Origin of the sequence: Chryseobacterium lathyri, from assembly GCF_003290185.1 — a bacterium.
GTDB lineage: Bacteria > Bacteroidota > Bacteroidia > Flavobacteriales > Weeksellaceae > Chryseobacterium > Chryseobacterium lathyri.
This window is the reverse complement of record NZ_QNFY01000005.1, coordinates 190,566-205,697: the sequence shown is the minus strand read 5'-3', so window position 1 is coordinate 205,697 and position 15,132 is coordinate 190,566. Positions and strand designations below refer to the sequence as shown.

The window sequence follows — 15,132 nt, the reverse complement described above, 5'->3', positions numbered from 1 at the left end:
GTTTTTTCATCAAACCTTTCAATGTCTTTATTATTCATGCTTTAAAGTTGATTCAGATATGTATCACAAAACTATTCTGTATGTCCGGAAGGAACAATACATAAAAAACAGTATTTACATCTACCTATTTTTAGGTATTTCATGCTTATCTCCAAGTAGCTATCTTAAGAAAATGAAGTACACTACAGGTGCATATTGTTTTTTTTAATAAATTCATAATATAAATCATGATTACACAGAAAGCATGGGAAAAGAATTACTTGCATTATTAATCTCGTTTTTCGGCATACTCAATATTGAGGCACAATCTCTTTATTTCTATTCTTTAGAGAAAAAGAATAGTAATTTTGACAGTCTGGTTCTGGCTGCCAACAATGAAGCTGTGGATACGGTAAAAGCCATTAAGTCTTACCAGATTGCTGCAACCTATTTTACCAAGCAGGATATTGAAAATTATCAGAAGTACCTGAAACAAGGTCTGGAAAGCTCTTCCAACAGTCCGGTGTACAGAGATATAGGACTTTATTATCAGTCCATTATAAACTATACAAAGACAGATGCCGTTAATCTTCTGGAAAAAGATTTCACAAACATTGAATCGCTTTTGAAAAAATACAACAGTAATGAAGCCAAAAAAATAAGGATCATCATGTTCCAGAATAAAGCGTTATTCAAGATCATTCAGAATAAGGAAGTAGAGTCTATGAACATCATCACGAATAAAGCAATACCCCTGGCTAAATCCCTGAAAGATTATGAGCTTACAGGAGCTTTATATAAAAGTATCGGAGTCTTGTTCTATAACTCCAAGGACTATCCCAAAGCAATAGAATACATGAACTTGGCTGAAAATTCTATCAACAAACTGAAAAGACAAACAGCACAGTCCAAAGCTATTAAGGGAGAAGCTGTTTTGTTTAAGGCAGATGCTCTGATGAGAGAAAACAAAATGCCGCAGGCAAATACAGAATTAGAGAAAACCTATTCCATCATCAAAGATTATCCTGAATCCAATTTTTATTCACTCTATTACTGCACTTTAGGATATTATCATATGAAGCAAAAAAATTACCCGGAAGCCGTAAAGCTTTTTGCCAAAGGGCTGAGCAATGCAGAAAAATATAAAAATACAGTTATTGCAGAAAGAATAAAGCTGTTTGAAGGGCAGCTCAACAGTGAGCTGAAAGACTATGGAAAATCCAATAAGATTTTTAAAGAAGTTTATGCCAGCACTCCCTATCAAAAAAACAGGCAGGAAGTTTTAAAAGAACTTTCTAAAAATTACACCGCACTTAAGGATACAACTAAAGCCAACCTGTATGCTGAACGATATATAGATTCTTTTGACAGCCTGAATACGGTTTCTATCCATAAAAACATTGCCATTCTTGAAGCAAAATACAGAAAATCCGAAAGAGATAAAGAATTAGTACAAAAGCAGCTGGAAATCAGCAAGAAAAACAAATACATGTGGATTCTGGGACTTGCCTCCCTGTTATCAGCCGGCTTTATCATTTTAGGTCTTTTAAATTTTAAAAAGAACAAAAAAATTTCGGAACAGCGCGAAATAAATCTTCAACAGGAAATAAAAGAAATTCAGCAAAGAGAAGAACTGGCCCTTACAAAAGCTATTCTGGAAGGAGAAGAAAGAGAAAGAGCCCGTATTGCCAAAGATCTTCATGACGGCTTGGGCGGAATGCTTGCCGGAGTTAAAATAAATTTTTCTACCTGGTCTTCAACCCACCTTGAAGCAGGCCGGCATAAAGATTTCTACAAAATCCTAAACCAACTAGATAATTCAGTTACCGAACTGCGACATGTGGCTAGAAACCTGATGCCGGAATCCCTTTTGAGCTTCGGACTGGAAACCGCTCTTAAAGATCTGTGCGAGTTCTATATCCGAAAAGATCTTAAGGTAGACTTTCAGCCTATTAACATTAGCAAAAGTACTCCTTTATCCATACAGCTTAATATTTACAGAATTGCACAGGAATTATTGGCCAACTCCGTTAAACATTCGGAAGCAACCAATATACTGCTTCAATGCTCACAATCTGATGAAAACTTCATGATCACTGTAGAAGATAACGGAAAAGGATTTAAAGAAGAGGATTACAGGAAGTCTCAAAGTATGGGCCTTCATAATCTTAAAAACAGAGTAGATTATCTTAAAGGCAAAATGGAGATCAATTCGGATAACGAAGGAACAACTATTAATATTGAATTAAATACCCATGCAGTCTCATAAAATAAATATCGTTATCGTAGATGACCACCCTATCGTTATAGAAGGATTAAAAATGATGCTGAAAAGCCAATCATTTCTTACTGTTTCGGAAACTTTTACATCCGGTTCGGACCTCATCAGTTTTCTCCGGTCCAATGAAATAGATATAGTTCTTCTGGATATCACACTGCCGGATGCCAACGGAATAGAACTTTGCCTGGAAATCAAAAAAATATCGCCAAAAACTTCCGTGATCATGTTCAGCAACCGTTCGGAACGAAGCATTATCATGCAGGCTATCCAGAATGGGGCCAGCGGATATATCCTTAAAAACACATCAATAGATGAACTGGTAATGTGCATCAAAGGGGCTCTTTCGGGAAATATTGTTTTTTGTGAGGAAACAAAGCAGATCATCAGCAGACCTTCACAGAACGATCTTCCTGTGCCAAGGATTACAAAACGGGAAAAACAGATCCTCCGGATGGTAGCGGAAGGAAAAACAAGTGCCATGATTGCCGAAGAACTTTTCCTCAGCCCACTTACTGTAGATACACATCGTAAAAATTTATTACAAAAATTTCAAGCAAAAAATTCTACGGAGCTTATTAACCGTGCCATACAGCTCCAATTAATCGAGGAATAAATGCTGATAAAATTTTAATGAAAACTTTTGAACAGAAAAATCAATTTATAAAACAAAAAAACCGCTTTTATAAAAGCGGTTTTTTATATATAAGTAAGTTATTCTATAATTCTAAGAAGCTGTAATCAATGGAAGCTACCATAGGACCTGCCCCTTTTTTCTTATCAGTTCTTACGATCTCGCCGTCTATCCAAAGATTAATGACCAATTCTGAATCGGCATCCGGAAGATCGGCTTTCGCATCAAGGTTTAACTGCGCCTGGCTGGAATTCACAAAAAATTCGCCACTTGTCCAAACAGTTCCTACAGGATCGAAAATGTCAGTTTTAGATGTTCCTACCTGTGTTACGATAGCTCTGATAACTCCTCCGGTAGTTGTTTTCACTTCAAACTGAACAACATGATCTGCGAATTCTTCTTCGTCGTTATCCTTTTTACAAGAATTCACCACAGTAATTACCGAAAATAATAAAACGAATAAAAAAGAAAGTCTAAGTAAACTTTTTGATTTGTAAAATTGCTTCATTTCTCCAAATAGATTTTTAATGTTTCAAATATAAGTTTTTTATTAATATAAAAATAACTTTTATGAAAAATTTCCAATAAAGTTTTCTAAATAATATCAAATCAATAAAAAAGCACAATTACAGCAGCAGCCTATATTTGAGCGTGTGCTTCCCTAAATTATTAAGTATAAAAACCAGGTTTGTATTTTAGATTTACAATATGATTTATTAATTATATTTGCTGTATGAATTTAGATTATATAGTAAGAGAACCGGAACATATCACCTCAAATACTACCGTCCTTTTCATGCTTCATGGCTATGGCAGCAATGAGCAGGATCTTTTCAGTTTCAGGGAAACTCTTCCCGCCGACTGGCTTATTGTAAGCTTCAGGGCACCCAGAGATACCCAGTTTGAAGGATATTCCTGGTTTGATATTGATTTTAACAATCCTGAAAACTTCATTGACATTTCCCAGGCCAAGGAATCTTTAAATGCAGTACTAGAAAATATTCTGAAAATTGTGAATCATTACGGACTTATTGAAGGTAAGGTACATTTGTGCGGATTCAGCCAGGGCGGAATACTTTGTTACGCTTTAGCTTTAAAGCACCCTGATCTTTTCAATTATGTGGCATGTTTAAGCAGCTATCCTGAGGAAAAGCTTCTGGATGGCATCGTAAAAGATAAAAAGAAGCTGGAAAGACTCCGTTTCTTCGTATCTCACGGAACAGATGATGCTGTTATCCCAATGGAATGGGGAAGAAAAGCAGCAGACCTTCTGTATGACCTGAGCTGTTACTTTACGTTCAGAGAGTATATGAGCGGACATGGTGTGAATCAGAAGAACTATATGGACCTGATGGATTTTTTCTCAAAATAAAACCCAACCCATTTCATTTTTCTTCAACTAATATTACTTCTTCGTTGAAGTTTATATAAACATTCCTGTTTTTGGAATGTTTTTTTATAGATAGTAAGGATAATTTCAGTAAATTCAGTAAATGAAACTTCTGCTTTCTTTACTGACATTATTCTTAAGCATTTTTATAAGTGCACAGAATACTTTTGAACTGGTTAAAGTTAAAAAAGCGGTTATTCCTTTTAAGCTTATCAATAACCTTATCTTCATTCCCATCAATGTTAATGGTGCAGAGCTTACCTTTATGCTTGATACCGGAGTTGCGGAAACTATTCTTTTCAGCCTGGACAATAAAGAGATCAGGCTGCAGAATATTGAAAAGATCAAATTTTCAGGGCTTGGAGGAAATGTAAGTATAGACGGTCTTAAATCCGATCGTAATATTGCAAAAATAGGTGATAACATCATCAATTCTTCTATGCTTCTGTATATTGTCATCGATGAAGAATTCAATATTTCACCTCATATAGGAATTCCTGTGAACGGAGTAATCGGGTATCATTTTTTTAAGAATAATCCTATTTTGATAGATTATACAACCAAAAAAATAACGGTCTATCAGGATACAGATGCATTCAAAAAGAAAGTCCGAAAGTTTGATGAGTTTCCTATGAGTGTGGAAAAGGACAAACCTTACATTAATGCTGATATAGAAATGACCAGGGAAAAGAAAAGCTCAAAACTGCTGATAGATCTCGGTAACAGTGATGCTATTTGGCTATTCCCTACCCTTATTAAAGATTTTGTGTACAACAGACCCAACATTGATGATTATCTGGGCCGTGGCTTCAATGGAGATATTTACGGTAAAAGAAGCCGTATCCATAATTTCTATCTCGGAGATTTTAAATTTGAAAAACCGCTCACAGCAATGCCTGACGAGTATTCTATTCAGCATGTTAATCTGGTAAAGGATAGAAAGGGATCCGTCGGGGCTGAAATAATGCGTAGATTTTCTGTCGTTTTCGATTATAAAGGTGAGAAATTGTATCTTAGAAAAAACAGGAATTTTGATGAGCCGTTTCATTTCAATATGAGCGGACTGGATTTTAAGCAGGATGGATTGGAATGGCAGGAAGACCGGGTGAAAATAGAACCAAAAAAAATATCGGAAGCAAGCAGTGAGATTTCCGTGGTCAATAATTTTCAGTATAAGTTTACATTGAAACCTATTTTTTCCGTTGCTGGAGTAAGAAAAGATTCACCGGCATTTATAGCAGGGCTCAAAAAAGATGACCGCATAATCACGATCAACGGAAGCCGGACTTCCGATATGACCATGGAAAAGATTATGGAGCTGATGAAATCTGATGAAGGAAAAAATATCACAATGGTGATTCAGAGAAAAAATAAGGAAATGACATTTAGTTTTGTGTTAGAAGACCCTATACCCTATCAAGATTAAAATATGAAAACCGAAGAAAGCACAATAGATAAAATAAGAACCCGCCCAAGATTCAAGATGTTTACGCATCTTACCAAAGAAGAATATGCGGAAAATCTGAAAAAGTATCTTGCCGACCATAAGGATGAATTTTCCGGAAATATCAATAAGGAAATGGCCACGATCTGCGTTGAAACTGAATATGACAATTACTGGAAACCCAGGCTGTCTTTACGGATAGAAATTGAAGATGACGAAACTGTCATACGGGGAGTATTCGGCCCCAGCTCTGCTGTGTGGACTTTCTTTATGTTCCTCTATTTTTTCTTTTCTATCCTATGGATGACTTTCTTTACAATGTATTACGTGGAGAATCAGATAAAAAGCGCTGAGTTCCCGTGGGCCCTGAGCGCTTCATTTGTTATGTTGTTCTGCATCTTTCTTACCTATGCAGCTGCCAGATTTGGGCAATACAAAGGCAAAGAAGAAATGCTTAAGCTTAGAAGGTTTGCGGAAGAATCTACTTCACAGTTTGAAAAGAAAATCAGTTAGCAGGAACTTCTGCAGGTTTTTCTTCCTGGATTGGAGCTGCCATAGCTTTAGCTGTTTTAATGGAATCTGATACTTTTTCTCTGTTGTCCTGTTCCTTGATCATTTTATCAATATGAGGCTCCAATAGCTTAGTCATTTCTTCCACTGAAATATTATTGGCATTGGGATCATCCAGAAGCTTTCTCCACGGCTTTCTGCCACCCCATTTGTAATCTCCGAATACCATTACAGGTGTTCCTTTTGCTTTGGTTGTGGCACCTCCGGGATTCAGAATCCAGGTATCTGCATAAGAGTACAGCCACTGGGCATCTTTCATCAATAAACGTAAGCATGAATGTGATGCCGGATAACCGGGAAGATCATACTGGTGCCATCCAATACCTCCGACATTGTGAATATTAAAATTATAAGGAAGCTTCCACTCACTGCTTACCGTTGAAATCGAAAGTTTCTTTTTCCAGTTGGCAAAAGTAAGTCCACGTGTTGTCTGCGCAGCTTTTTTTCCCATACTTGTTGGACCCCATTTGACAAGGCTACCATTGGAATAAACACCGTAAGCCTGTATTGGATAGGAAAAGATGACGAATTTTTTCACCCCGCTCAGTATATCAAGCTGCATTGGAAAAGGTGAATATTCCATAAGTGTCGTATCTATTTTTGCAGGAACAACCAACGTATCGGCATTCCATTTATTTTTAGAATCAAGTCTGTTTAATGCAAGAATCGCATAACGCTCCTTCTCACTGTATTTTTTACTGAATTCTGCATAGATGGAATCTCTTAGCTTTTTATCTTTGGGAAGTACTAGGGCATTATAAAAACCGTTTTCCTGCATTGCCGGTGGTACAGATTCTTTTTTTACAACAGAATCTTTCTTAATGGAATCTTTTTCTACAGCAGAAGTTTCTGACGAAGAAACCGTATCTTTAAAAGTATCGCTTATTTTTTCAATTTCTTTCTTACAAGAAATCAGCATTGCAGCACAAAAAAGAGCATATAAAAATGATTTTTTCACAGATATGTTTTTCATAAATAAAACAGGTCATTTAGTTGGGTTACCCATTGCAAATATCAGACCTTAATTTGAATCCCAAAAGACATTATAAAAAATACCGTAAAAAAACGGTATTAAAGTATATTATTTACAATAGCTTATTGGTTTTAGCATAGACAAGAGCTTCAGCGATTATATTTTTAACGGTTACACTCAGAAAATAATCTGTATCCGGTTGATTTTCATCTTTGATTTAAGAATAAAGCGTTGTTTCTATATATTTTTTGGAGGATCTCATATTCGTTATTATGAAATTTACGGACATGATCAGGGATAATATCTTTAAATGCATTTTCTTTGCGACATGGAATATGTTTAATTTGTGCCTGATAAATCAATTTCAAACAAACTGAGTTCAGCGTTATGATAATGTCCGGGAAGGCCATCAGTATCTTTAAGTTGTACCAATCCTAGAAAAGCAAAGCCGCATTTTTTATAATGATTGATCAGAGGAGTATTCTCTCCAACCGTATCCATCCTTATGAACTGTTTATTATGCTCTTTCGAATATTTTTTTGCCCAGCTCACAATTTCAGAAACCATATTCCGGCCTCTAAATTCCGGATTGGTAGCGATACGATGAATATACATTGCCGGGTCAGCATTTTTTTCTGCCCAAATCTGCGGGTCACTGAAAGCAACTGCCCAAATACAGGCTATTTCATTATTTATTACAATCTTCCATTGTCTTTTTTCATCAATTTCAGTTTCTATCAGACTTCTTTCAAATTCCGGCCACAGAACAATATTTTTTGTTCTTTGGAAATCAGTTGCCAAACGATATAGCCTGAAAATCTCTTCAATATCCTGTCGATTGCTATTCTCTATAATCATATTTTGAGCTTGATGGGTTATCTAACAAAAATAGGGATAAAAAATAAATTTTTCAATGTCTGTACCCATTCTTAAAGTCATTAATATCCAACCGATATGCGGGATACATTGAAAACTTTTATCTAGATTTGTTTTCAATTACAAACAACAGAATCTTATGAAAAAAATAGGCTTGGTAGGCGGAATTAGCTGGGTCTCTACGTTGGACTATTATAAATTCATCAATGAAGGAGTCAATGCCAGACTGGGAGGGCTGAATGCTGCCGAATGTATGATATATTCCTTAAATTTCGGAGACATTCAGGCAAAAGGATGGACCAATTCCTTTGAATTATTACGGAGAGCCTGTGAACACCTTAAAAACACCGGAGCAGACAGCATTGTTCTATGTGCAAATACAGCCCACTTATTTGCAGACGAGCTTCAGGATACCGTACAACTGCCCATTCTCCATATTGGGACAGAAACGGCAAAAGCAATACGTAAAGCCGGATTTACAAAGGTCGGACTGCTGGGAACAAAATTTACCATGGAAATGGATTTTTACAAAAATAAACTTCAGGAATACGGACTTGAAGTACTAATCCCGGAAAACCAGGAAACAAGAGATTATATTCAGCATACTGTCAAGGAAGAGCTGGGAGTAGGATTTATTAATCCTGAAACCAAGACCAATTATATTTCCATTGTAGAAGACCTTATCAGCTGTGGTGCAGAATGTATTATTCTCGGCTGCACAGAAATCCCGCTGCTGATCAGCCAGGATGATTTTGCAATTCCTGTTTTTGATACTACAAAAATACACTGTGAAGCTATTGTAGAGTATATTGTTTCGTAAAATAGCTTTTCTTATACCAATAAAATTCATACAAGAAAAAATCCCTTCAAATAATTGAAGGGATTTTAAAAGATCTTGCGATCCGGACGGGACTCGAACCCGCGACCTCCGCCGTGACAGGGCGGCATTCTAACCAGCTGAACTACCGGATCAATTTTTTTTAAAAGAAATTGACAAAACTTCTGCGATCCGGACGGGACTCGAACCCGCGACCTCCGCCGTGACAGGGCGGCATTCTAACCAGCTGAACTACCGGATCTAATTTTTTTAAAGTAAATTATAAAACTTTTGCGATCCGGACGGGACTCGAACCCGCGACCTCCGCCGTGACAGGGCGGCATTCTAACCAGCTGAACTACCGGATCATTTTCTGTTGTTGTAAAGAACGTTGTTTCTTTTTTGTGATTGCAAAATTACACCTTTTTTCATTCCCTGCAAATTATTTGTTAAAAAAAAGCCTCCCGAAAACGGAAGGCATTCATTATCAAAGTTATTTTTTTACAAGTGTGCGCTTAATTTTTCAGCGATTACTTCTTTTGGAGTCACACCTACTAATTTATCAACCACTTCACCGTTCTTAAAAATCAGAACTGTAGGGATATTTCTGATGCCATACTGCATTGAAATTTCCTGGTTGTTGTCTACATCAACTTTTCCTACCACTGCTTTTCCTTCAAAATCTGATGCTACTTCTTCGATGATTGGTCCCAAAGTTCTGCATGGTCCACACCATACAGCCCAGAAGTCTACCAATACCGGCTTATCTGATTTTAAAACTGTGTCCTGAAATGAGCTGTCCGTAATTTCTAAAGCCATTTTGTTTCTTTTATTTAAATTAATATTATATTTCTATTTCTATCCTTAATTGGATATTCAAAATTACGCTTTTTAAGCAATAAGACTATCTATGCTCAACATTTGTTTTTTCTATAGCAAAGTCTTTTGAAATATCTTTCAAAGCTTCTACCAGCGCGTCTATCTCTGCTTTTGTCGTCATATGGCTGAATGAAATACGTAATGGCGTACAATGATCCATCTCATCTTCAGTAAGGACCATCATCATGACCATGGAAGGCTTTGATGCTCCCGAAGAGCAGGCACTGCCCTGAGAAATAGCAATTCCTTTCATATCGAGCTGAAGTCCAATTAAAGGGTTCTTATATGGAAGTAAAGCACTTAAAACCGTGTAAAGACTATTTTCCTTCTCTGCGCTTCTTCCATTGAATTTAATCCCCGGAATTACAGCAGAAAGCCTTTCTATTGCATAATCTTTAATCTCCTGCATATGATTGGTATATTCTTCCATATGCTTCAAAGAAAGCTCCAAGGCTTTGCCAAGGCCTACAATACCGCTTACATTCTCTGTTCCGGCTCTTAAGCTTCTTTCCTGAGGTCCTCCTGTAATAATTCCCCGCATTCCGGTCGCTTTCCTGATAAAAGCAAAACCTACTCCTTTCGGTCCATGGAATTTGTGGGCACTGCATGAAGCAAAATCCACCATGATATCTGAAAAGTCCAGATTCATATGCGCCATTGTCTGTACCGTATCTGAGTGGAAAAGCGCATTATTGGCTTTGCAGAGCTCAGCAATCTTTTTGATATCTGCAATATTTCCTATTTCGTTGTTGGCGTGCATTAAGCTTACCAGGGTCTTTTTATCCGAAGCTTTTAACAGCTCTTCCAGTTTATTAAGATCGATATCCCCTTTTTCGTTAGGACGGATATAGTTTACCTCTACTCCCTTTCTGCTTTTCATATCCAGAATAGTCTCAGAAACACATTTGTGTTCCAGCGGAGTACTGATGATCCTTTCCACTCCAAGGTGTTCAACGCTGGATTTGATGATCATATTGTTTGATTCTGTTCCGCAAGAAGTAAAGATGATCTCTGCAGGAGTTACATGAAGATAATCCGCAACCTGCCTTCTCACATTTTCAATAAGGATCTTTGCTTCCTGGCCAAAACTATGGGTAGAAGAAGGATTTCCGAAATTCATTTTCATGGTGCTAACCATGGCATCTATGACTTCTTCTGAAAGAGGAGTTGTTGCCGCGTTATCTAAATATATTTTGTTCATTTTTATTTTGAATATTTTAATTCTACTGAGGTAAACTGGTAATCTGAAGGAACAGCAAAAATAAACCAAGGGTTTGAAAGCATCTGAATTTCCATTCCGCCTGACGGTGTTTCGGGAACCTCCACATAAAGGATATTGTTTTTCACAGTGGTACTTTTAATCGTACCAATCGTATGGCTTCCCGATCTGAAGCTACCCATATTATACAGAACCACTTTTTTGTTTTTTGGAAATTTCGGATAATTTATGGATGGTTCTTTGCCCAACTCAACAAGGCCGAAACTTCCTTTGATAACATTACGGAATTCCTGTTCATCCTTAATGATCTTAAATCCGGCTTTGTCCGCGCCGCCTTGTGCCTCGGAAACAAGCAGTTCAGTACTTTTCTGCATTCCTGATGGTTTTTGAGACGGCGTAGCTGCACAGCTCATAATGATTGCAGTACATAAAATAAGCAGTCCTTTCATTTTTACATTTTTTATCATCCAAAATTAGTGAAAAAATTGGTAATGACCTTCATTTGCCCATTTCAGCATCTGCCGATCCCCGGAAGTATCTCCGAAAGCAATAATTTTATCGTATTTAGAGTCGCTTATCTCAGCTTTTATTCTTAGAAGTTTTTCTTTTCCATTGCAGTTTTTGCCAATGAAATTTCCCGTAAAAATACCATTTTTAAACTCTGCACGGGTGGATACAAGCTCCATTTTCAGTTCTTCAGCAAAAGGTTTTACCCATATATCCAGAGAAGCAGTTACCAATAAACTCTGTGTATTATCCCTATCGATATTTTTTATAAAGTCAAGAGCATTTTCTCTCACAATCTTTGGATAATGCTGTTCAAAAAACTGTTTGGACTTCATCTCAATCTTTTCCTGTGTCTGTCCTTTCAGAATAGATCCTATAAAGCTTTTCTTTACTTTTTCGGTCTCGGCAAGCTTCAGTTTCAAGAGGATGAAAAGAGGAATATGTCTTAAAAATTGCATCCTGAATTTTGTAGAATCATAGAATTTAAGATACATGAACATGGTATCCTTATACGTCAGGGTTCCGTCAAAATCAAAACAATACAATTTTTTCATTTTTACTAAAGCTTTAATTTTTTAAATATAAATTCAGGTATATTCCTGATAATCATCATTATAATACTCCATATCGGCAAAACATATGCCACATTCTTCTGCTTTTTAAATGCATTGTAAATGCAGTCTGCAGCCTGTTTTGGTGTTGCGGTCAGTTTCGGATTCAAAGGCAGTCCTTCGGTCATTTTTGTAGCCATAAATCCGGGTTTTATGGTAAGAACATGTACTTTTTTCTCAAAAAGATAGTTACGGAGCCCACTAAGATACGCTGTAAAAGCCGCTTTTGCACTCCCATAGATGAAATTACTCTGCCTCCCGCGGTCTCCTGCCACTGATGACAGCCCGATGATGGTTCCTGATCTTCTGCTTTCAAATTTCTGTGCAAAGTAGTTCATAACGGGAACCAGCTTTGAATAATTAATGTTAATGATCCTTTCCGTATTCCTGTTATCATAAAGACCTTCTTCGGTCCCATCTCCTAAATATCCTGCAGCACAAAATAATACATTTGAACTGACATGATCAAATGTATTATAATCAATCTCTTTCATCAGATCAATTTCAATTACTTCGGACTGCTGCAGAAACTTTACATCAATATGCCTCGCGAATCTTTCAGTAGTTTCTTTGTTTGAAGTGAAAAGATATATTTTTTCAAATTTTTCCCCTTCCTGCAGGGCCTTTTCAACAAAAGCCTGTGCCACCTCAGATGTACTTCCCAGAACTATCATTATGAATTGTTGTTTATGATTCGTTTGTGCTGTAATGACACAAATTTTGAACTTTGAATGTTTTTAAGATAATTCGTGAGTGAAGATCTGCTCATGCTGTCTTTCGTAAGATAAATCCTTCCTCCGAACTGCTGCACAATATTATCTAATTTCTCAACAAGTTTTTCCAGCTTTGAATTGACCTTAAAGTCCAGGGCCAGCGTATAGCCTTCAAACGGAAATGAATTATAAGCCTCCGGATTGTTTTTCCCGAAAAGTTTCAAGACAGCCAGAAACGAACCATTCCCACTTGCTGCAATAGTTTCGAGGATCTTTTTCATTCCTTCTTTACCTGTTTCTTTCGGAATCACCATCTGGTACTGGATGAAGCCGGCTTTTCCGTAGATCTTATTCCAATCGTTGATAGCATCCAGAGGATAAAAAAATGTTTCATAATCAACGAATGATTTAACTTCTTTTTTTGCCTGTTTTTTGTAATACAGGAGATTGAAGATCTTCACGGTTAATGCATTCAGCACAAAGCCCGGAAAATAAAAAGGAACTGTGGGCTGTAATTTTTTCTTAAGTCTTAGTGGCTGTTTTGCCATATTTTGTGGAAGCTCGTGCTGAAAAGCGTGTTCGCCTCTCATTAAAATACTTCTTCCTAAATTTTTGCCTTTCTGAAGACAGTCGATCCATGCTACTGTATACGTCCAGTTTTCGCTTTCTTCAAAGAGTCTGAAGATTTCGTCCAGATTCTCTGCTTTTATGCTTTCCTGACGGATATAGGCAGATTCTATATTTTTAAGTTTGAATTTTACAGTAAGAATGATTCCGGTAAGTCCCATCCCTCCAATAGTAGCCCAAAATTTATCTGAATTTTCCTCTCTGGAACAGGTAATGATATTTCCGTTTTCCGTCATCAGCTTAAATTCGGTGACATATTCTGAAAAACAGCCTTCCGCATGATGGTTTTTACCATGAACATCGGAAGCAATAGCTCCTCCCACTGAAATAAATTTCGTGCCAGGAGTTACATAAAGAAAATACCCCTGCGGCACCGAAATTTCAAGCACATCTGAAAGCAATACTCCGGATTCACATTCTATAATACCGTTAAGACGGTCGAAACTGATAAATTTATTTAATTTTTTGGTAGAAAATATGGTTTCTCCCAAAGATGCATCACCATAGCATCTTCCGTTTCCTCTTGCAATAATTTCGTTATGATTGAGTACAAATTCTTTTATCTTTTTGAAGCTGTCCTCAGATCTCATTTCTTTTTCTACTACCGGGAAGTTGCCCCAGTTTGTAACTTTCTGTATGAAATTCGGCTTCATTTTTTAAAATAAATCTGGATTAAGAATGCCGCTACCCAAAGTATTAAAGTGATCTGGATATATCGGTCTCTGTACACAATTTTTGTAGGAGATTCTGTTCTGTTATATACTAATGTCTGCTGAAGATATCTTAAAAAAGCAAAGACTACAAATATGACGGTATAAAAAACTCTCTCATGAAACCGTGCCTGAACTTCAGGCGAAAGGGTAAACATGAGATAGCAGACAATGGCTAATGTAACTGAAATGGACAGCGCAATATCTGCAAACTGTACATTATACCCGTCCAGTGCTTTCCTTGTTTTTCCGGAAACCTGAGCATTAATAAGTTCTCCTCTTCTTTTTCCAATCGCTAAAACCAATGCCAAGACAAAAGTTAGTAAGATCGCCCACTGGGAAATACCTATTTCTGTAATATAACCGCCAGCTAAAACCCTCAGCACAAAGCCTAAAGCGATAATAAAAATATCAATGATCGGAACATGCTTAAGTTTAAAGGTATAGGCAAGATTGACTGCAATATAAAGTCCAATGATTATAGCGAATTTCCATAGGGGTTCGTGGAAATAAAACCTTGCAAGAAACACAAGAGCAACATCAACGATCATAAGTGCTGTAAGGATTCCCAAAGCTTTGGCTTTAGAAACAGCTCCGCTTGCCAGAGGCCGCCTTCTTTTCTCAGGATGCTTTCTGTCTGCCTCAATATCATTATAGTCATTCAGAATATAGACTACACTTGCTGCAAGGGAAAAAATAATAAATGCAAAAATACTTTTATTAAGTAGGTCTAGATTGGTAATATTTCCGGAAAAAAACAGAGGGACGAAAACAAACAGGTTTTTCACCCATTGTTCTACACGGAGAAGTTTAAAGTATTTCTTCATTTATGCTATTTCGGTTACAAAAATAGTGATTTCAAAATTTACACCATAAAAATACAAAAAAAACCGCCGAGGCGGTCT

Annotated in this window: 16 protein-coding genes and 3 tRNA genes; 6 read left to right on the top strand and 13 right to left on the bottom strand. The window is 36.9% G+C overall.

Annotated elements, in window-relative coordinates; genetic code table 11:
• The first annotated feature begins 244 nt into the window (after positions 1–244).
• The gene (locus tag DRF61_RS08580) at positions 245–2,248 is read left to right on the top strand and encodes a tetratricopeptide repeat-containing sensor histidine kinase (RefSeq protein WP_111956004.1); all 2,004 of its coding nucleotides are present in this window, start codon (positions 245–247) and stop codon (positions 2,246–2,248) included.
• On the top strand, positions 2,235–2,873 hold the full coding sequence (locus tag DRF61_RS08575; RefSeq protein ID WP_111956002.1) for a response regulator: 639 nt from the start codon (positions 2,235–2,237) through the stop codon (positions 2,871–2,873). Before DRF61_RS08580 ends, DRF61_RS08575 begins: the two co-directional genes overlap by 14 nt.
• 103 nt (positions 2,874–2,976) lie before the next feature.
• Here DRF61_RS08575 and DRF61_RS08570 read toward each other — a convergent pair whose 3' ends face one another.
• A complete protein-coding gene (locus tag DRF61_RS08570; protein ID WP_111956000.1) occupies positions 2,977–3,399 on the bottom strand; it encodes a hypothetical protein in 423 nt (140 codons plus the stop codon).
• A gap of 225 nt (positions 3,400–3,624) precedes the next feature.
• Here DRF61_RS08570 and DRF61_RS08565 point away from each other — a divergent pair, with 225 nt between their 5' ends.
• The 3 genes from DRF61_RS08565 (at position 3,625) to DRF61_RS08555 (ending at position 6,238) form a co-directional block, all read left to right on the top strand.
• A complete protein-coding gene (locus DRF61_RS08565; RefSeq protein ID WP_111955998.1) occupies positions 3,625–4,263 on the top strand; it encodes an alpha/beta hydrolase in 639 nt (212 codons plus the stop codon).
• A gap of 121 nt (positions 4,264–4,384) precedes the next feature.
• Positions 4,385–5,707 carry a PDZ domain-containing protein gene (locus DRF61_RS08560; RefSeq protein ID WP_111955996.1) on the top strand — a complete coding sequence of 441 codons (1,323 nt, stop codon included), beginning with the start codon at positions 4,385–4,387 and terminating at the stop codon, positions 5,705–5,707.
• Between the two features lie 3 nt (positions 5,708–5,710).
• Positions 5,711–6,238 carry a hypothetical protein gene (locus DRF61_RS08555; RefSeq protein WP_111955994.1) on the top strand — a complete coding sequence of 176 codons (528 nt, stop codon included), beginning with the start codon at positions 5,711–5,713 and terminating at the stop codon, positions 6,236–6,238.
• Here DRF61_RS08555 and DRF61_RS08550 read toward each other — a convergent pair.
• Together DRF61_RS08550 and DRF61_RS08545 are read right to left on the bottom strand one after the other, a co-directional pair.
• The gene (locus tag DRF61_RS08550; RefSeq protein WP_111955992.1) at positions 6,231–7,268 is read right to left on the bottom strand and encodes a L,D-transpeptidase; all 1,038 of its coding nucleotides are present in this window, start codon (positions 7,266–7,268) and stop codon (positions 6,231–6,233) included. The two genes, DRF61_RS08555 and DRF61_RS08550, sit on opposite strands and share 8 nt — an antisense overlap.
• Positions 7,269–7,607: 339 nt before the next feature.
• The gene (locus tag DRF61_RS08545) at positions 7,608–8,126 is read right to left on the bottom strand and encodes a GNAT family N-acetyltransferase (protein ID WP_111955990.1); all 519 of its coding nucleotides are present in this window, start codon (positions 8,124–8,126) and stop codon (positions 7,608–7,610) included.
• 157 nt (positions 8,127–8,283) lie between these two features.
• On the opposite strand from DRF61_RS08545, the gene DRF61_RS08540 reads away from it, so the two are divergent.
• A complete protein-coding gene (locus tag DRF61_RS08540; protein WP_111955988.1) occupies positions 8,284–8,964 on the top strand; it encodes an aspartate/glutamate racemase family protein in 681 nt (226 codons plus the stop codon).
• Between the two features lie 78 nt (positions 8,965–9,042).
• Here DRF61_RS08540 and DRF61_RS08535 read toward each other — a convergent pair.
• From DRF61_RS08535 to DRF61_RS08490, 10 genes are all read right to left on the bottom strand, one after another.
• Positions 9,043–9,116 (bottom strand) — tRNA-Asp (locus DRF61_RS08535).
• A gap of 33 nt (positions 9,117–9,149) precedes the next feature.
• Positions 9,150–9,223, bottom strand: a tRNA-Asp gene (locus DRF61_RS08530).
• Positions 9,224–9,255: 32 nt separating this feature from the next.
• Positions 9,256–9,329, bottom strand: a tRNA-Asp gene (locus DRF61_RS08525).
• 133 nt (positions 9,330–9,462) lie between these two features.
• A complete protein-coding gene (gene trxA / locus DRF61_RS08520; protein ID WP_047099031.1) occupies positions 9,463–9,780 on the bottom strand; it encodes a thioredoxin in 318 nt (105 codons plus the stop codon).
• 85 nt (positions 9,781–9,865) lie between these two features.
• On the bottom strand, positions 9,866–11,041 hold the full coding sequence (locus tag DRF61_RS08515; protein ID WP_111955986.1) for a cysteine desulfurase family protein: 1,176 nt from the start codon (positions 11,039–11,041) through the stop codon (positions 9,866–9,868).
• Between the two features lie 2 nt (positions 11,042–11,043).
• A complete protein-coding gene (locus DRF61_RS08510) occupies positions 11,044–11,508 on the bottom strand; it encodes a hypothetical protein (protein ID WP_111956233.1) in 465 nt (154 codons plus the stop codon).
• 24 nt (positions 11,509–11,532) lie between these two features.
• Entirely contained in the window at positions 11,533–12,120 is a 588-nt protein-coding gene (locus DRF61_RS08505; RefSeq protein ID WP_111955984.1) for an HAD family hydrolase, read from the bottom strand.
• Positions 12,121–12,125: 5 nt separating this feature from the next.
• The gene (locus DRF61_RS08500) at positions 12,126–12,851 is read right to left on the bottom strand and encodes an SDR family NAD(P)-dependent oxidoreductase (protein ID WP_111955982.1); all 726 of its coding nucleotides are present in this window, start codon (positions 12,849–12,851) and stop codon (positions 12,126–12,128) included.
• Positions 12,851–14,170: an FAD-binding oxidoreductase gene (locus DRF61_RS08495; protein ID WP_111955980.1), complete on the bottom strand. Its 1,320-nt coding sequence runs from the start codon at positions 14,168–14,170 to the stop codon at positions 12,851–12,853. Before DRF61_RS08495 ends, DRF61_RS08500 begins: the two co-directional genes overlap by 1 nt.
• The gene (locus tag DRF61_RS08490; RefSeq protein WP_111955978.1) at positions 14,167–15,054 is read right to left on the bottom strand and encodes a decaprenyl-phosphate phosphoribosyltransferase; all 888 of its coding nucleotides are present in this window, start codon (positions 15,052–15,054) and stop codon (positions 14,167–14,169) included. Before DRF61_RS08490 ends, DRF61_RS08495 begins: the two co-directional genes overlap by 4 nt.
• Positions 15,055–15,132: the final 78 nt, after the last annotated feature.